The 14,156-nt window shown below is 47.2% G+C and carries 15 protein-coding genes; all 15 read left to right on the forward strand.

Features of this window, described 5'->3' with window-relative positions; all coding sequences use genetic code 11:
- Positions 1-280: 280 nt before the first annotated feature.
- Positions 281-814 carry an acyloxyacyl hydrolase gene (locus P0Y67_RS12290; protein WP_342392090.1) on the forward strand — a complete coding sequence of 178 codons (534 nt, stop codon included), beginning with the start codon at positions 281-283 and terminating at the stop codon, positions 812-814.
- A 152-nt stretch (positions 815-966) separates the two neighbouring features.
- Entirely contained in the window at positions 967-1,659 is a 693-nt protein-coding gene (locus P0Y67_RS12295) for an aspartate/glutamate racemase family protein (RefSeq protein WP_342392091.1), read from the forward strand.
- Between the two features lie 60 nt (positions 1,660-1,719).
- On the forward strand, positions 1,720-2,997 hold the full coding sequence (locus P0Y67_RS12300; protein ID WP_342392092.1) for an RNA polymerase sigma factor: 1,278 nt from the start codon (positions 1,720-1,722) through the stop codon (positions 2,995-2,997).
- 132 nt (positions 2,998-3,129) lie between these two features.
- Complete coding sequence (locus P0Y67_RS12305) at positions 3,130-3,981, forward strand: YciI family protein (protein ID WP_342392093.1); 852 nt, start codon at positions 3,130-3,132, stop codon at positions 3,979-3,981.
- Between the two features lie 34 nt (positions 3,982-4,015).
- Entirely contained in the window at positions 4,016-4,414 is a 399-nt protein-coding gene (locus P0Y67_RS12310; protein WP_342392094.1) for a YciI family protein, read from the forward strand.
- 16 nt (positions 4,415-4,430) lie between these two features.
- Positions 4,431-4,784, forward strand: coding sequence for a DUF1428 domain-containing protein (locus P0Y67_RS12315; protein WP_027253233.1), 354 nt, complete (start codon positions 4,431-4,433; stop codon positions 4,782-4,784).
- 87 nt (positions 4,785-4,871) lie between these two features.
- Positions 4,872-5,288, forward strand: coding sequence for a putative signal transducing protein (locus P0Y67_RS12320; RefSeq protein ID WP_342392095.1), 417 nt, complete (start codon positions 4,872-4,874; stop codon positions 5,286-5,288).
- A 674-nt stretch (positions 5,289-5,962) separates the two neighbouring features.
- Positions 5,963-6,448, forward strand: a complete 486-nt coding sequence (locus tag P0Y67_RS12325) for a hypothetical protein (protein WP_342392096.1) — start codon at positions 5,963-5,965, stop codon at positions 6,446-6,448.
- Positions 6,445-7,143 carry a hypothetical protein gene (locus tag P0Y67_RS12330; protein WP_342392097.1) on the forward strand — a complete coding sequence of 233 codons (699 nt, stop codon included), beginning with the start codon at positions 6,445-6,447 and terminating at the stop codon, positions 7,141-7,143. The genes P0Y67_RS12325 and P0Y67_RS12330 overlap by 4 nt, the downstream gene beginning before the upstream one ends.
- 36 nt (positions 7,144-7,179) lie before the next feature.
- Complete coding sequence (locus P0Y67_RS12335) at positions 7,180-8,538, forward strand: hypothetical protein (protein ID WP_342392098.1); 1,359 nt, start codon at positions 7,180-7,182, stop codon at positions 8,536-8,538.
- Positions 8,539-8,550: 12 nt separating this feature from the next.
- On the forward strand, positions 8,551-9,810 hold the full coding sequence (locus P0Y67_RS12340) for a DegT/DnrJ/EryC1/StrS family aminotransferase (RefSeq protein ID WP_342392099.1): 1,260 nt from the start codon (positions 8,551-8,553) through the stop codon (positions 9,808-9,810).
- Between the two features lie 168 nt (positions 9,811-9,978).
- Positions 9,979-10,500, forward strand: coding sequence for a GNAT family N-acetyltransferase (locus P0Y67_RS12345; RefSeq protein ID WP_342392100.1), 522 nt, complete (start codon positions 9,979-9,981; stop codon positions 10,498-10,500).
- 83 nt (positions 10,501-10,583) lie between these two features.
- Positions 10,584-10,952, forward strand: coding sequence for an MmcQ/YjbR family DNA-binding protein (locus tag P0Y67_RS12350; RefSeq protein ID WP_342392101.1), 369 nt, complete (start codon positions 10,584-10,586; stop codon positions 10,950-10,952).
- 259 nt (positions 10,953-11,211) lie between these two features.
- Positions 11,212-12,237, forward strand: coding sequence for a TerC family protein (locus tag P0Y67_RS12355; protein ID WP_342392102.1), 1,026 nt, complete (start codon positions 11,212-11,214; stop codon positions 12,235-12,237).
- Between the two features lie 375 nt (positions 12,238-12,612).
- On the forward strand, positions 12,613-13,923 hold the full coding sequence (locus P0Y67_RS12360) for a methyl-accepting chemotaxis protein (protein WP_342392103.1): 1,311 nt from the start codon (positions 12,613-12,615) through the stop codon (positions 13,921-13,923).
- The last annotated feature ends 233 nt before the right edge of the window (positions 13,924-14,156 follow it).

The following is a 14,156-nucleotide window of genomic DNA, read 5'->3' on the forward strand; positions in this document are numbered from 1 at the left end:
CGCAATGGTAGTAGGGCGTAGCTTCTATACTGATAAGTTGGCTGCGTGCTGTCGTCATTGGGAGTCACAATAATTGAACTGGATGAATGTACAGTATACGTCTGTGCTGGCCGAAAAAAGGAGCAAATCACGAAGTGGGGATCTGGGTCAGAATCTCCTGAAATTGATGAAGTTGTTTTTTTCTTCACCTGTCTGTCCTTGTAGAACTGATGTCTGTCCTGGTAGATCCTCTGGTAGATCTGTGATCGGTTCTCATCGCCATTTAGTATCGCTAAGACGGATGTTGATCGCCATTTGTTGCCTTTCCTGCCCCAGCCAGAGCTACCCGGAAGAGCTGAAATTACAGAGCCTCAGTATTCGCGCCCGTGTTTCAGAGCAGACATTACTTGGAGATGATGCGCCGGAGGATTTTGAGGTGTACGACCTGGCGGCGAACTTCAGCTTACCATGGCAAGATTATTCCACTTCAGGTTGGGGAATGGGCACGCGCTTGATGGTGAGTGCCGGAATGCTGCAGGCGACCGGGGGAAATGCTTTTGTTGTCTCTGCTATCCCCGACTTGACCCTGGGCAGTGAAAACGGCAGGTTTACGCTGGATTTAGGAGCCGGTGGGGCACTATTAAGTAAGTATCGCTTTGGAGTGCAAGATTATGGCGGGCCTTTCCAGTTTGCCCTGACTTTTGGCGTTGGTGTGCCGCTGTTTAACAATCTGGGGTTAGGCTATCGTTTTCTCCATTATTCCGATGCTGGTGTGAATGGATCTGATACAACAGGGGCTGATTTCCACATGATTGAATTGAGCTATCGGTTTTGATTGCTTGCGGATTACAGGGACAGACATGTTATACAGTGCTAACAAGAACTACTAACAAGGACAGGCACGTTAAACAGGCTGAGTGATTCATTTGTTGTGTCTGTCCGCGTATTTTTTGATACAGGACTATATTCAGGGAGCGGTGAGAGCGCATGAAGACAATTGGGCTGATAGGCGGAATGAGCTGGGAAAGTACGATCGGGTACTATCGGAAAATTAACCAAGGTGTAAAAAATACGTTGGGTGGTCTCCACTCAGCTAAAATCTTTCTTCATAGTGTTGATTTTGCTCCTATTGAAAAATTACAGCACAGCGGCAACTGGACAGGTGCGGCTGAGATACTGGTTGATGCGGCAAAAAGTGTGGAATCTGCGGGGGCCGACTTCGTGTTGATCTGCACGAATACCATGCATAAAGTTGTCCCAGAGGTAGAACAGAGCATCAGTATTCCCCTGCTTCATATTGCTGATGCCACTGGCGAAGAGCTCGTAAAAGACGGGATCAGCAAGGTGGGTCTATTAGGCACCGCTTTTACAATGGAGCAATCTTTCTATAAAGATCGTTTGTCGGAAAAGTACGGTCTTGAGGTTGTCATACCCAGCGAAAAAGATCGAAAGCAGGTTCATGACATCATTTATAACGAACTTTGCCTGGGTAATATTAATGCGACATCTCGTCATGAGTATATTCGTATCGTCCATGCGTTAGAGCTGGCTGGGGTTGATGCTGTTATTTTGGGGTGTACTGAAATAGGCATGTTAATCTCTCAGGAGCATGCTGGTATCCCTCTGTACGACACGACGGCCATCCATGCCGCCAAAGCCGTGGAGTGGGCAATGTCGTGAAGTGCTGCAAACGCCCGCTTCAGACTGCTCAGAGGAAACCGAACAGCGCGAGAGAGACGAATGAAATCACCTGTAACAAGCGAAGCAGTACAAAGCAAAGTAGAGAACCTGTATCGCAACGAGGCCCGTAAAGTGTATGCGAGCTTAATTCGTTTGCTGGGTGACTTTAATCTCGCAGAAGAGGCGCTGCACGATGCGTTCAGCACGGCGTTAACTCAGTGGCCGAAAGAGGGGATTCCTGATAACCCCAGTGCCTGGCTGGTGTCTGTCGGACGCTTCAAAGCTATCGATCATCTGCGCCGGCAAAAACGGCAAGTCGAGATTGTCTCAGAGCTGCTCGATGCTCCCAATGACACATCCTTTATCCGCTCTGACACTGAAAGCCCATTCGAATTCGATGATCAGGTGATTGAAGACGATCAGCTGCGGTTGATCTTTACCTGCTGTCATCCGGCCATAGATGCCAAAGTGCAGGTCGCGCTGACGCTGAGGGAAGTGTGTGGTTTGACCACGGAAGAAATTGCCAGTGCCTTTCTGACGTCGCCATCCACCATGGCCCAGCGCATTGTGCGGGGTAAGGCAAAAATCCGCGAAGCGAACATTCCCTTTCAACTGCCTTCAGAAACTGAGCTGCCGGACAGAATTGAATCCGTGCTGTCTGTCATCTATCTGGTCTATAACGAAGGCTACTCTGCGTCGGCGGGGGAGCGTGTCACACGTTCCGAGCTGACGGCGGAAGCCATTCGTTTGGCGCGTTTAGTGAGATCCTTGCTGCCCGATGCTGAAGTGTCTGGCTTGCTGGCGCTGATGCTGCTCAATGAATCCCGCCGAGGCGCCCGAACGGATCAGCAAGGCGACATCGTATTGCTGGAAGATCAGGATCGCAGGTTGTGGGATGCCGCTCTGATAGAAGAGGGGATTGCCTTAGTACAGAGTGCCCTGGAAACCAGAAATATTGGCTATTACACATTACAGGCCGCGATTGCGGCGGCCCATGCTCAGGCGGCGGATATGGCCAGCACCGATTGGGCCCGGATAGTGTCGCTTTATTCCCTGCTGCTTCAAGTGGCGCCCTCGCCAGTCATTGAACTCAATCGGGCTGTCGCCGTGGCGATGCGTGATGGTCCGCAGGCAGGGATAGAGATCGTTGAAAATCTGCTTGAACAAAAAGTCCTCCAAACCTATCACCTCACCTATGCGACCTATGGCGAATTGCTCAGCCGGGCCGGTCGGGTGCAAGAAGCTATCTCAGCATTTGAGCGCGCACTGAGCCTGACTCAGCAAGCCCCGGAACAGCGCATTCTCAGACGAAAGTTGGCACTGCTGACAACACCTTAAATAGTTACCAGTCAAAAGATCAAAAAATTTTTCACGCGTTGTCGATTTTCTGAAGGTTCACTCGACTATTGTGTAGAGAGCAAAAAGAAGCCGCTCTTAAATCAACCTGAATACACAGACAGGAGAAGCGCAATGAAAGTCATGGTAATTGTGAAAGCCAGTGAAAGTTCGGAAGCCGGCAAGATGCCAACCCAGGAGTTGTTACTGGCCATGGGCGAGTTCAACGAAACTCTGGTGAAAGCCGGCGTCATGGCATCGGGCGACGGTTTAAAACCCAGCAGTGAAGGCATTCGCGTACGTTTTAAGGGCAGTGAGCGTACCGTGACCAAAGGGCCATTTGCCGAAACTAATGAGCTAGTGGCCGGTTATTGGGTCTGGAATGTCAGCTCAATGGACGAAGCCGTTGAATGGGTTAAAAAATGTCCGAACCCGATGGAAGAAGCGTCCGACATTGAAATCCGCCCTTTTTATGAAATGGACGATTTTGCTGAAATCGACAGCGACGGATCGGCTCGTGCACAAGAAACTCAGTTAAGGCAAACACTTGCGATGCAAAAAGCGCAATCACACTGCTATCTGTTTTTCTCTGGCTGCTGTGATGAGGCGCTGCAATATTACCAGAAACACCTTGGCGCCAGTGTGGTCATGCTATTTCGGTTTAATGAAAGCCCGGATCCTGTGCCCGAGGGTATGTTACCTCCCGGCTTTGAAAACAAGGTGATGCACTGCGAATTTACGGTCGGAAATATGACACTTTTTGCCTCAGACGGCTGTGGTGACGAGGGGCCGTTTACCGGGTTCAATCTGGCATTAACGATTGACTCCGAAGCGGAAGCGCGTCGTGTATTTGATGCGCTGGCAGACGGTGGTTCGGTTCGTATGCCGCTGGATAAAACCTTCTGGTCACCTTTATATGGCCAGGTAACGGATAAGTTTGGCATGGGCTGGATGGTGATGTTACCAGGCGACGACAGCCAGCAGTAGCAGGCTTCTGAAATCAGACAGGAGTATCAGGGCAATGAAATATGTAGCTTTGGTCTATTACGACGAATCAGTAATGAAGGCGCTTACGCAAGACGAGTGGGATGCGCTCAACCGTGAGTGTATCGATTGCGGCGAATCCCTGCGGTCGCGTGACTATATGATCGGAGGCGAGGCGTTGCTATCTGTCCAGGCGGCCACCACGTTACGCGTTCGGAATGGCAAGGTGGACATTACGGACGGCCCGTTTGCTGAAACCAAAGAACAGCTGGCAGGTTTCTACCTGTTAGATGTCCGGGATCTGAACGAAGCGATTCAGATGGCCAGTAAGATCCCGCCGGCACGCTACGGCAGCGTAGAAATTCGTCCGGTACGCGAGTTGCAGGGCGAAAATAACGTGAGTTATCAAGACACAGAGGTGCGTAACGCACCATAGGCAGAGGAGAAAGATCATGAGTTATGTTGATGGCTTTGTTTGCGCTGTGCCAACAGACAAACGAGAGGAATACCGACAACATGCCGCAGAAGCCGCACAGGTCTTTAAAAAGTACGGCGCCGAGCGTGTGGTCGAAACCTGGGGCGATGATATACCAGATGGCGAAGTCACGTCTTTTCCTATGGCAGTTAAATGTAAAGACAGTGAGACAGTGGTGTTTTCATGGATCCAATGGCCTTCAAAAGCGGCACGAGACGAAGGCATGGCTCTGTTTATGAAAGATCCTATCTGTGATCAGAATCTGAACCCTATGCCGTTTGATGGCAAGCGCCTTATTTATGGCGGATTCGAAACTATCGTAGATTGCTAGCAACGGTTGCGCGGAGCTGTAGACAGGGGCTAAGAAACGCGGTGCTGCCATGCACCGCTCAGTCTGGTTAAGCACAAGGAAGAATACATGATAGTTGTTGCCCGTTTTTCGTTTCCCCACGAAGCGCATATTGCGAAAGCCAGCCTTGAGGCTGCCGGTATTCATAGCCATCTGGCTGACGAGCATACAGTGAATGTGCAGTGGCTGTATTCCAATGCGATGGGTGGCGTACGCCTGATGGTCGCGAAACAACAGGCTGAACAAGCCCGTGATATTTTGAGCTGCGACTTCTCGCAAGCTGTTGAGTCACAAGCTGTCGAGGACAGTCATATCTTCTCCGGGGAAGCGGATGCCTGTCCGCGTTGTGGTAGCCATGATTTACTGCCGTACACAAAGGGAAAGCGACCCGCATTTGTCGTTTTCCTTTTACTGGGCTTTCCCTTGTTTTTTTACCGCCATGGCTATCAATGCGAAGCTTGTGGCGAGTTCACTGAAAAGCTTTGAGCCAGCGGCAGAGTGCCTTGTCATATTAATAAAGTGCGTATTCTCCATATTCTTTATTGTTACGCGGCGCTGACGATAAGTCGCTTGTGACGCGTAGCATTAATCGTTTCATCTGGTGTCTGTCCTGATAGCTTGGGGCTTCACTGTGCCTGTCCCGATAGTATCCTGCTGTGTCTGTCCTGATTTCCCTGCCTGACTTTCCTTTTGGTTTTCCTCCTTTCTATGTCTGTCCTGGTGTTTTTTCTCTATGAAAAAGTACATGGTTTATGACGCTTGTTTGCAAATGAAATTAATGACAACTCTATTTTTAATGGGCTGATCTAACAGTGTTATTGTTCTTGGTATAAAGTAGCCATATCTGATAGATAAGCAGATTATTGTCGCTTCCATTGGTGGTTTGTCGGAGGGTTTGTTGTTGATGATGATCAGGCTGAGAGTTATATTTTATTGCTTCTTTTTTTGGTATCTACTCTTGATCACGCTTTTAATTGTTGAGCTCTGTTTGTTTCTTTAAATAGTATTAAGTGACTCGAGAGAAGTTCTTTTGTTGATATAAAAAACATATTCTTGTGTTTAATCTCCCGCCAACTGACTTATCGATTAATTGTCAGGATTTCAGAGTTACACCTTAATTGACCATGTTCTTATTAGAGCGTGCGACACAAAGGCTTTATATGTTCAATATTTTAAAATCGTTCGGTCGCTCAGATTCGCCCGTTTCTCTGTTTATGAATAAACAGGTGTTTGCCATTTTACTGTTTGCCAGTGCAAATGCTGCTGTAAATCCCTATAAAAATATTTTTGGTGTCGATGTTATTGGTCTGCAAGAGATTTACTACAGTTTAGTGATTCTACTGTCGGGAGTAATCATTACCTTCTTCAGTATTTACTTTGGTATGCGGTCAGATAAAGAAGGTAGTTTTGTAAAGTATATTATTATTTGCAGTATCTGTGGTGTGTTTGGAAATATTACACTTTATGTCTGGCCGAACGAGTATACGTACTTTTTAGCTAATTGTTTGTTGCTGCCTGTATTTTGTGTATTGAACTCATTGATTTTTGGTTATGCCGCGGCGAAGCGCAATGTGGATGGCTCTGATAATGCGCACAATGAAAATGCGGCACTGCGCTCGACCTACTCGATGGGGTATTGGGTATGATTGGTATGTTAGCACTTCAGAAAGAACAGCTGATCTTTATCTGGTTGTTCTCTGGCATTATGTGCTGTCTGATCTTCACCTTGTACTTTAAAGAAAAGTTTGTCAATGAAAGCCATAAATCCATGTTGTCTTCCGAACCTATCTCTAAAGTATTCCATGCTTCAAATATCATTAAACTGATAAGCGTATCACTTGTTACCAATATGCTGTTTACCTTAGATGCGACTGTGCCTTTTATTATTGTTAATCAGGTGCAGGGGGAGTATTCAGATATTGGGGCGTTTGAAGCTGGCATTGCTGTGTTTGAGGTTTTCTTTATTTTTTATTGGTCTAAGACAGCGCAGAAAAAGAAGACATCCAGTGTAATAATTATGGGTGCGGTAATATTCTCATTGTCTACCATGCTGTTGTCTGTGACGCAGAATATCGTTCATGTTTATCTGTTAATTCCTTTGATTGCGCTGGGAGCGGCATGTCTGATAAGTATCCCAATCGGATTTTTGCAATCGCTGGCTGAAGGAAGACCAGGCGTTGGCAGTTCGTTGCTGTCGATTTCATTCTTTGTCTCGTCTTCGGTTTCATCTGTTGTCTACTTCCTGGGTAATTATTTCTTTGATATCAGCATGACCATATTTATTTCATCGGCTGTTGGTTTGTTAGGGTTGACCATTTTATACCTGGCTGACAGACGGTAATTTTCGCCCGAAAGGGACTTTAATTAAGGAGAGAAAATGTCGACGTTTTGTGTAGTCGGAGGGGGACTGTCTGGCCTTGAGTTTGCGCTTTATTCCGCCATTCAGGGAAATAAGATGGTGATTTATGAAGCCGGACCGGATTTGCGTAAAGAACATGTGCATTTCGATACCCGTGTTTTGCAAGGGGATGAAAAGAAAGTGCACTGGACGGCGGATGAACATTGGGCCATCGGTGGCATCAGTGAACGTTTGGGAGGACGTTCGCTGTGTTATCACGGGGTCATGCTGCCGCTTGAACCGCAGGCACTGGCAAGCTGGCCTGAGGTTTGGCAACAGCGATTGAATGGCTCTGAAGGGCTGTATAGCCAACTGCAGAAGGAATTTACCGGTAAATACCCGGAAATGACCAGACAGCAACAGGTTGGCATGTCTTTATTTCATGCGCCTCAGGCGGCCGTTGTCGGCGAGAATGCAGCATTCTCGTCATACAGTCCTTTATATCAGCTTGAACCCTTTATCAGGGATGGGGTGATCCGAATTGAGAGAGCGACTGTCGCCAAGGTGGAAAAGAAACCGGAAGGTTTTTTTCTTATCGATCAGGAAGGGCGGACTGTGAATCCGTTACCGTTCGATAAATGTATTTTGTCGGCATCGGCTTTGGTGAATAACAAGATTATTTCCACATCGCTGGGAAAATCCACCACAGCACAGGTTACCGATCATTACTGTATTGGTATCGCCGTTAAGATTGGTCAAGGTGAACGCATTGCTCAATACCGCCATGAAATGTTGTGGCATGGTTTCAGCGAGCATCATGACCTGAATGCCAACATCTTTGTGGTTGAGCGACCGAATCTCGACAGCGGCGATCGCATTTTGTTACTGATGGCCGTGATTGAGCAAAACCCGCATCAGTCTGAATTCAGCCAGCTCCATTGTCATTACAGTCAGGGACAGACAAGGCTGGAAATTCAGTCACACCATTCAGAGGCAGGGATTGAAAACTACAACCGTGTTGCCAGACGCATTGTTAAATTTGCCAGTGAGCAGTTAAGCGCAGACTTAGTACCGTTGTTTGACACACCGACAGAACAATCGGGCGCTTTCTTCGGATCGACAGAAAGTACCGAGATAGAGCAGGCACTGGCAGCGCTGAGTGAAACGGAACAATCCAATGTATATACGAGATTTATCTTCCCTTACGGCTCGTACGAACACGAAAGCTGTACGCACCCCATAGGCGGAACCGGTGATATTGCTTTAACAAACGATTTGGAATTAACCGCCATGCCGGGCGTGTATGCCATTGGGCCTGGCGCTTTTCCTCGTCTGGGCATCGCCAATCCGGCCTTAACCATATGCGCACTGTCCCGTTGGCTTGCATCACACCTTTAAGCAGGAATAATTATGAATAAACTCGCGATTCTGGGCGGTAGCCCTGTCATTTCAGAGGCATTGCCAGCCTGGCCAAGCCTGGATTTATCCGTGATGGATGATATTGAAGCCATCTTAAAAACCGGTGAAATTAACTATTGGACCGGCAAACGTGGAATGGCCTTTGAAAAGGACTTAGCTGCTTATCTGGGCGATGGTTATGTCGTCACCACCACCAATGGTACGTCAGCCTTACATACGGCATTTTCCGCACTGGGTATTGGTTCGGGTGATGAAGTGATTTGTCAGTCCTATACCTTTATTGCTACCGCATTTTCTATTCTGCAAGCGGGTGCGCTACCTGTATTTGCCGATGTTGATCATACCCATACCCTTGACCCCAAGTCGGTAGAAAGCAAAATCAGCGATAAAACCAAAGCCATTGTGGTCGTGCATACTTTCGGGGTGCCGACCGATATGGACGCTATCATGGCGATCGCCAGAAAGTATGATTTAAAGGTCATCGAAGATTGCGCGCAGGCATTGGGTGCTAAATACAAGGGGGCTTACCTGGGTACTATTGGTGATGCCGGTTGCTTCAGTTTTTGTCAGAGCAAGCACATTACAACAGGCGGTGAAGGCGGTGCTGTGTACGTTAATTCAGAAGATCTGGTCTGGAAATGCCGCTCGTTCCGCGATCACGGTTACGACGTAGCCAAAAGACTGGGTCTGTTTGAAATCTCACAAAAATTGCCTTACATCCATACTCAGGTTGGCTTTAATTATCGGATGACAGAAATTCAGTCTGCCATTGGTATCAGGGAGTTATCCCGCTTCAAGGCAAGTGCATTGGAACAGCGAATCCGTAATGGCCGCTTCCTGACTGTGTTACTGAAGGAACACCCTTTAGTTACGCATGCACCGGCTGATGATGAAGTACGTGGCAATGCTTTCTGGTGGGCACCGTTTGTTCTGGATATGAGCCAGCTCAGTTGTGACATCAAGACCTTCACCAAAGCCATTGATGCCGAAGGTGTACCTGGTTATCCGGTGCCCTGGCCTGAAGTTTACAATGAAGATGCATTCCAGAAGCAAAATGGGTTTGGCACCAATAATTACCCGTTTAACGACCCGGCCCACCGGCAGATTGATTACACCTTAACGGACTGCCAGGCGGCCAGACAACTGGGAGACAGCTCGATTGTGTTCCATACCCACCCTGTTTATTCAGAGCAGCACATGGAAAAATTCGCCGCTGCGTTTAATAAAGTGTACGAGCACTATAAAAAGTAATCCGGCACAAAATAATTTTTGATGAGATGGCTGTTCCATTGAGCACCGCCTCCGCATTAGCGGGGGCGTTTTTTTTGCCAATTATGTCCTAACTTTCAGATAAAACAGCAGAAAACCTCTGTGTCTGTAACATAATGTTCATGACCGCCAGTCTCTGAGGAGTAAACTGTGAACATCAAACCTGAGTTAGACGTAACAAGTGATGAGCATGCCGCGATAACAGCGCTTCGGAATGAGGCATTTCCTGATCATCAAGTTGCCCGTTCATATTACAAACAGTTACCGCATATGCGCGCGCTGGAATACAAAGATAAAAGGTTAGTGGGCTACCTGGGGCTGGACTATCGTGTTATTGGCGTTGGGGGATGCGCATTTAAGGTACTTGGTGTTATCGATTTTTGCGTAGCCAAAACGCATCAGGGGCAGGGTATCGGGTCGGCTATGTTGTCGCAACTCAGCGAATATTCGAAGAGTCGGGATGTCGATTTCATTGTGTTAGTCTCTGATCTGACTAAGTTTTACACGAATAATGGCTTCAGGCAGATACATGCACCAAGTGCTTGGCTGAGGTTGCATGAGCATAAAAATTTCGGTGTTGCCTTTGAACATCTTGATGATCTTTTTATTAAGCCCATTAGTGGCAAACACTGGGAGTCCGGGCAGCTCGATTGGCTGGGTTACATGTTTTAAGGGCCATTGGCTTTGACCATAATGAATGGCAGGACGGCCAAGGGAAGTGGTGCCATCAATGATGAATGAAAAGGATTATTCCTGTGACATATGATGAATACAATGCATTTTGCCGCTCTTTGCCCGCAACGACATACGTTGTTCAGTGGGGAGGCGCCCATGTCTGGAAAGTGGGCGGTAAAGTTTTCGCCATTGGTGGCTGGGACAAACCGGGCGGGCCCGCATACACCTTCAAAGCCTCTGAGCTCAATTTTAATATCTTAAAAGATGAACCCGGATTCAGACCTGCGCCCTATCTGGCTTCGCGGGGGATGAAATGGATTCAGCAGACCGATACCGCCAGCACAAAAGATGAAGCGTTAAGATATTACCTCAAAGAGTCATACCGTATTGTGTCTTTAGGGTTAAGTAAGAAAAAACAAAAAGAACTCGGTCTTAATCAAGGTGAATAAAAATGACTATTTCACAGTCGTTGTTATTATCGTGAACAGACATTTACTATTCCCTTTTCCTGAAAATATGCCCTGTTCACTTGAAGCGTTCGTCCGCTAACAAGCGGCTACATGGATCTCCCGGTTGCCAAACACCCGCTACACTTTCGGTGACGAGTTTGGGTGCGTAATTATTCGGCGTTAGTGATGACAGTACTGATGACTTAATCCGAGGTGGCACTCTTTGGCAATCTTAACCTCAAGGTGACCGGGCAATAATATGGGCATGATTTGGCTGTGGATCGGTTTTAACCTGTTCGTCATTTTGTTGCTGGCTTTGGACCTTGGTGTCCTGCACCGGGGCGACCGGGTGATTGCAGTACGTGAAGCTTTGTTACTTAGTCTTGGCTATGTCATTTTAGCGCTGCTTTTTGCGGCCGGGATCTTTGCTTTTATGAGTCGGGAAGCAGGGTACGCGTTCCTGACGGGCTATTTTATTGAGAAGAGCTTAAGCGTCGACAATATTTTTGTCTTTGTGCTGATTTTTATGCATTTTTCGGTGCCGCCTCAATCTCAGTATCGGGTGCTCTTCTGGGGCGTGCTGTTCGCTCTGGTTTTGCGCGGGAGCCTCATTTGGGCAGGGACAGCTGTAATTGATACCTTCCATTGGATGATCTATCTGTTTGGCGCTTTTCTGGTCTTTACCGGCATCAAAATGCTGGTCACTGTAAGTCAGACGCCGGATCTGGACAAAAACCGCGTGGCAGTGTTCATGCGGCGACACTTTCGGGTGACGGCAGGTTTTGTCGGCCAGCACTTTTTCGTCCGTCAGAACGGCCTGCTTTACATGACACCTTTGTTCATTACGCTGGTGCTGGTGGAACTGACCGACGTGGTGTTCGCACTGGATTCCATTCCTGCTATTTTTGCTATCACAACCGACCCATTCATTATTTACACGTCAAACGTGTTCGCCATTCTCGGTTTGCGGGCACTGTATTTTGCGTTGGTGGGGGTGATACACCGCTTTCATTACCTAAAGTACGGACTCTCACTGGTGCTAATCTTCGTTGGAGTGAAGATGCTGGTGAACGCGTATTTCGGCACTAAGCTCATTCCGACGGAATTGGCGTTATTGATCACTGCCGTTCTGATCGGCGGCTCAATGCTGTTTTCCATTGTCCGTACGCGCAATCTCACTGAGGCAGAGCGTACAGCAGAAGCTGACAAGGTTGGATCATGGTGGGTGCCTGGCAGTCCGGCACGATCGGACAAGGCCAAACAACCCCCGAAAAGCCCGAAATGATCCGTAACGCTCGCCATCTGATTTGTTTCGATGGCAGAGGGTAGCCATTTCGTACCCAATGCCTGTCCCGCTGTTTGGGCCAGCATACATATTCAAAGCATTTGAGCTCAATTTTAATGTCTTAGTTGGTAAAAATCACCAAAGAGAAATTTCTATAAATCTTATTAAAATCATTGGTTTACGTTAATTTTCAAAGTGTGTGATCTCACATTGACAATCAGGTAGACTAACTGGCGGCAGGCTATGTCTCGTATCAGCGTAAAGCTTACCAAACAATAACAGTGTCATTCTTAACCAGAGCGATCGTTCTGGTTTTTTTGTATCATCCCTAATTTTACTTCACTCACCCATGACAAGATTCGCAGGACAAGTGATATGTTTTTCAGAAAAATAAAGCAACAAAACCATGAGCTGAAAGCAGAGCTATATGCATTATCGCAAGTTAAAGAGAGTATAGATTCTGATATGCTCCGACTGACTCTGGACGAGGGTGGGAATGTAATTTCATCTAACACATTGTTTCAAAATGATATTTTGTTACCGCTGGAAGACATTAAAGGTAAACATATTGCTGATTTGGTTCCTCTGCAGGCGCGGGACACTCGTCACTTTCATTTGATGTCTGATGCAATCAGGCAGCGGAAGCACTGGAATGGTGCATTGCAAATTTTAAAAGGAAATGGTGAAGAAGCCTGGTTGAGGGCAATTCTTCAACCCATTTTATCTACGACTGGCGGCATTAAGCATATTGTTATTTATGCCTCTGAGCTTACCAGAACCATTGCAATGTCCCGGGAGCAAGAGGATCTTATTAATGCTTTGCACCGTTCTACGGCAGTCATCGAGTTCACATTAGACGGTATTATTATTGATGCTAACAGCAATTTTCTGGCGTCTATGGGTTATGAAAAAACGAAAATTGTCGGGCAGCATCATCGCATTTTCTGTGAAAGTTCAGAGGCCAACTCTCCTGAATATCGTGCGTTTTGGCAAAGGCTGGGACAAGGGGAGTTTGTCTCTGACCGGTTTAAACGTATCGACAGCTACGGGAATGTCGTTTGGTTAGAAGCGTCTTACAACCCCATTTATAACGCGCATGGTGAGTTATATAAAGTTGTCAAATTTGCCACCGTGATTACTGAGCAGATTAATCGTGAGATTGCGATTGCGGAAGCCGCTGACATTGCTCATGAAGTCTCGACAGAGACCGGTCAGCAGACGACGCAAGGCAAACAAGTTATTGATTCAACCATAGAGAAAATGGAAGAGTTAACAAAAGTGATGGAAAAAGCGAATGCAGGTATCCAGGCACTGTATGAGCAATCTCAGAAAATTAACGAGTTGGTGGGCAGCATTAATGGGATAGCGGCGCAAACTAACCTTCTGGCGCTGAATGCTGCCATTGAAGCGGCCAGAGCAGGTGAACAGGGACGTGGTTTTGCCGTTGTGGCTGATGAAGTCCGTCAACTCGCATCAAGGACAAGCCAGACCACTGATGAAATTGTTGCTGTGGTATCTGAGAATTTAACCTTAACGGGAAATGCGGTTCATTTGATTGAACAGGGTTTGTCTCAGGCATCTGAAACACTCACTTTGTCAAACAAAGCGGGGCAAATGATGAGTGATATTCGCAAAGGGGCCGAGAAAGTGGATATGGCGGTTGGCAGTTTTACCAAACAGCTATAGCGATGAAAAGATAAAGCTCAGTTTGATCTGATAGATATTGAGCGAAATGCGCGTGACGCATTGGGCTGGTGCCATTTCTTCACGATGACATGCTGAAGAAATGGCACCCATGCTTCATTCTGGCTACTGATCCTTGCTGATTTTTCGATGAATTTCTCGCAAGATCTCGCGGTTTTTCGCTGAGAATATTGTTCTGTTGACGTTCTTTCTCTGGGCCTGCCACGAAACAAATC

It is taken from the genome of Photobacterium sp. SP02, assembly GCF_038519165.1.
Classification (GTDB): Bacteria; Pseudomonadota; Gammaproteobacteria; order Enterobacterales; family Vibrionaceae; genus Photobacterium; species Photobacterium halotolerans.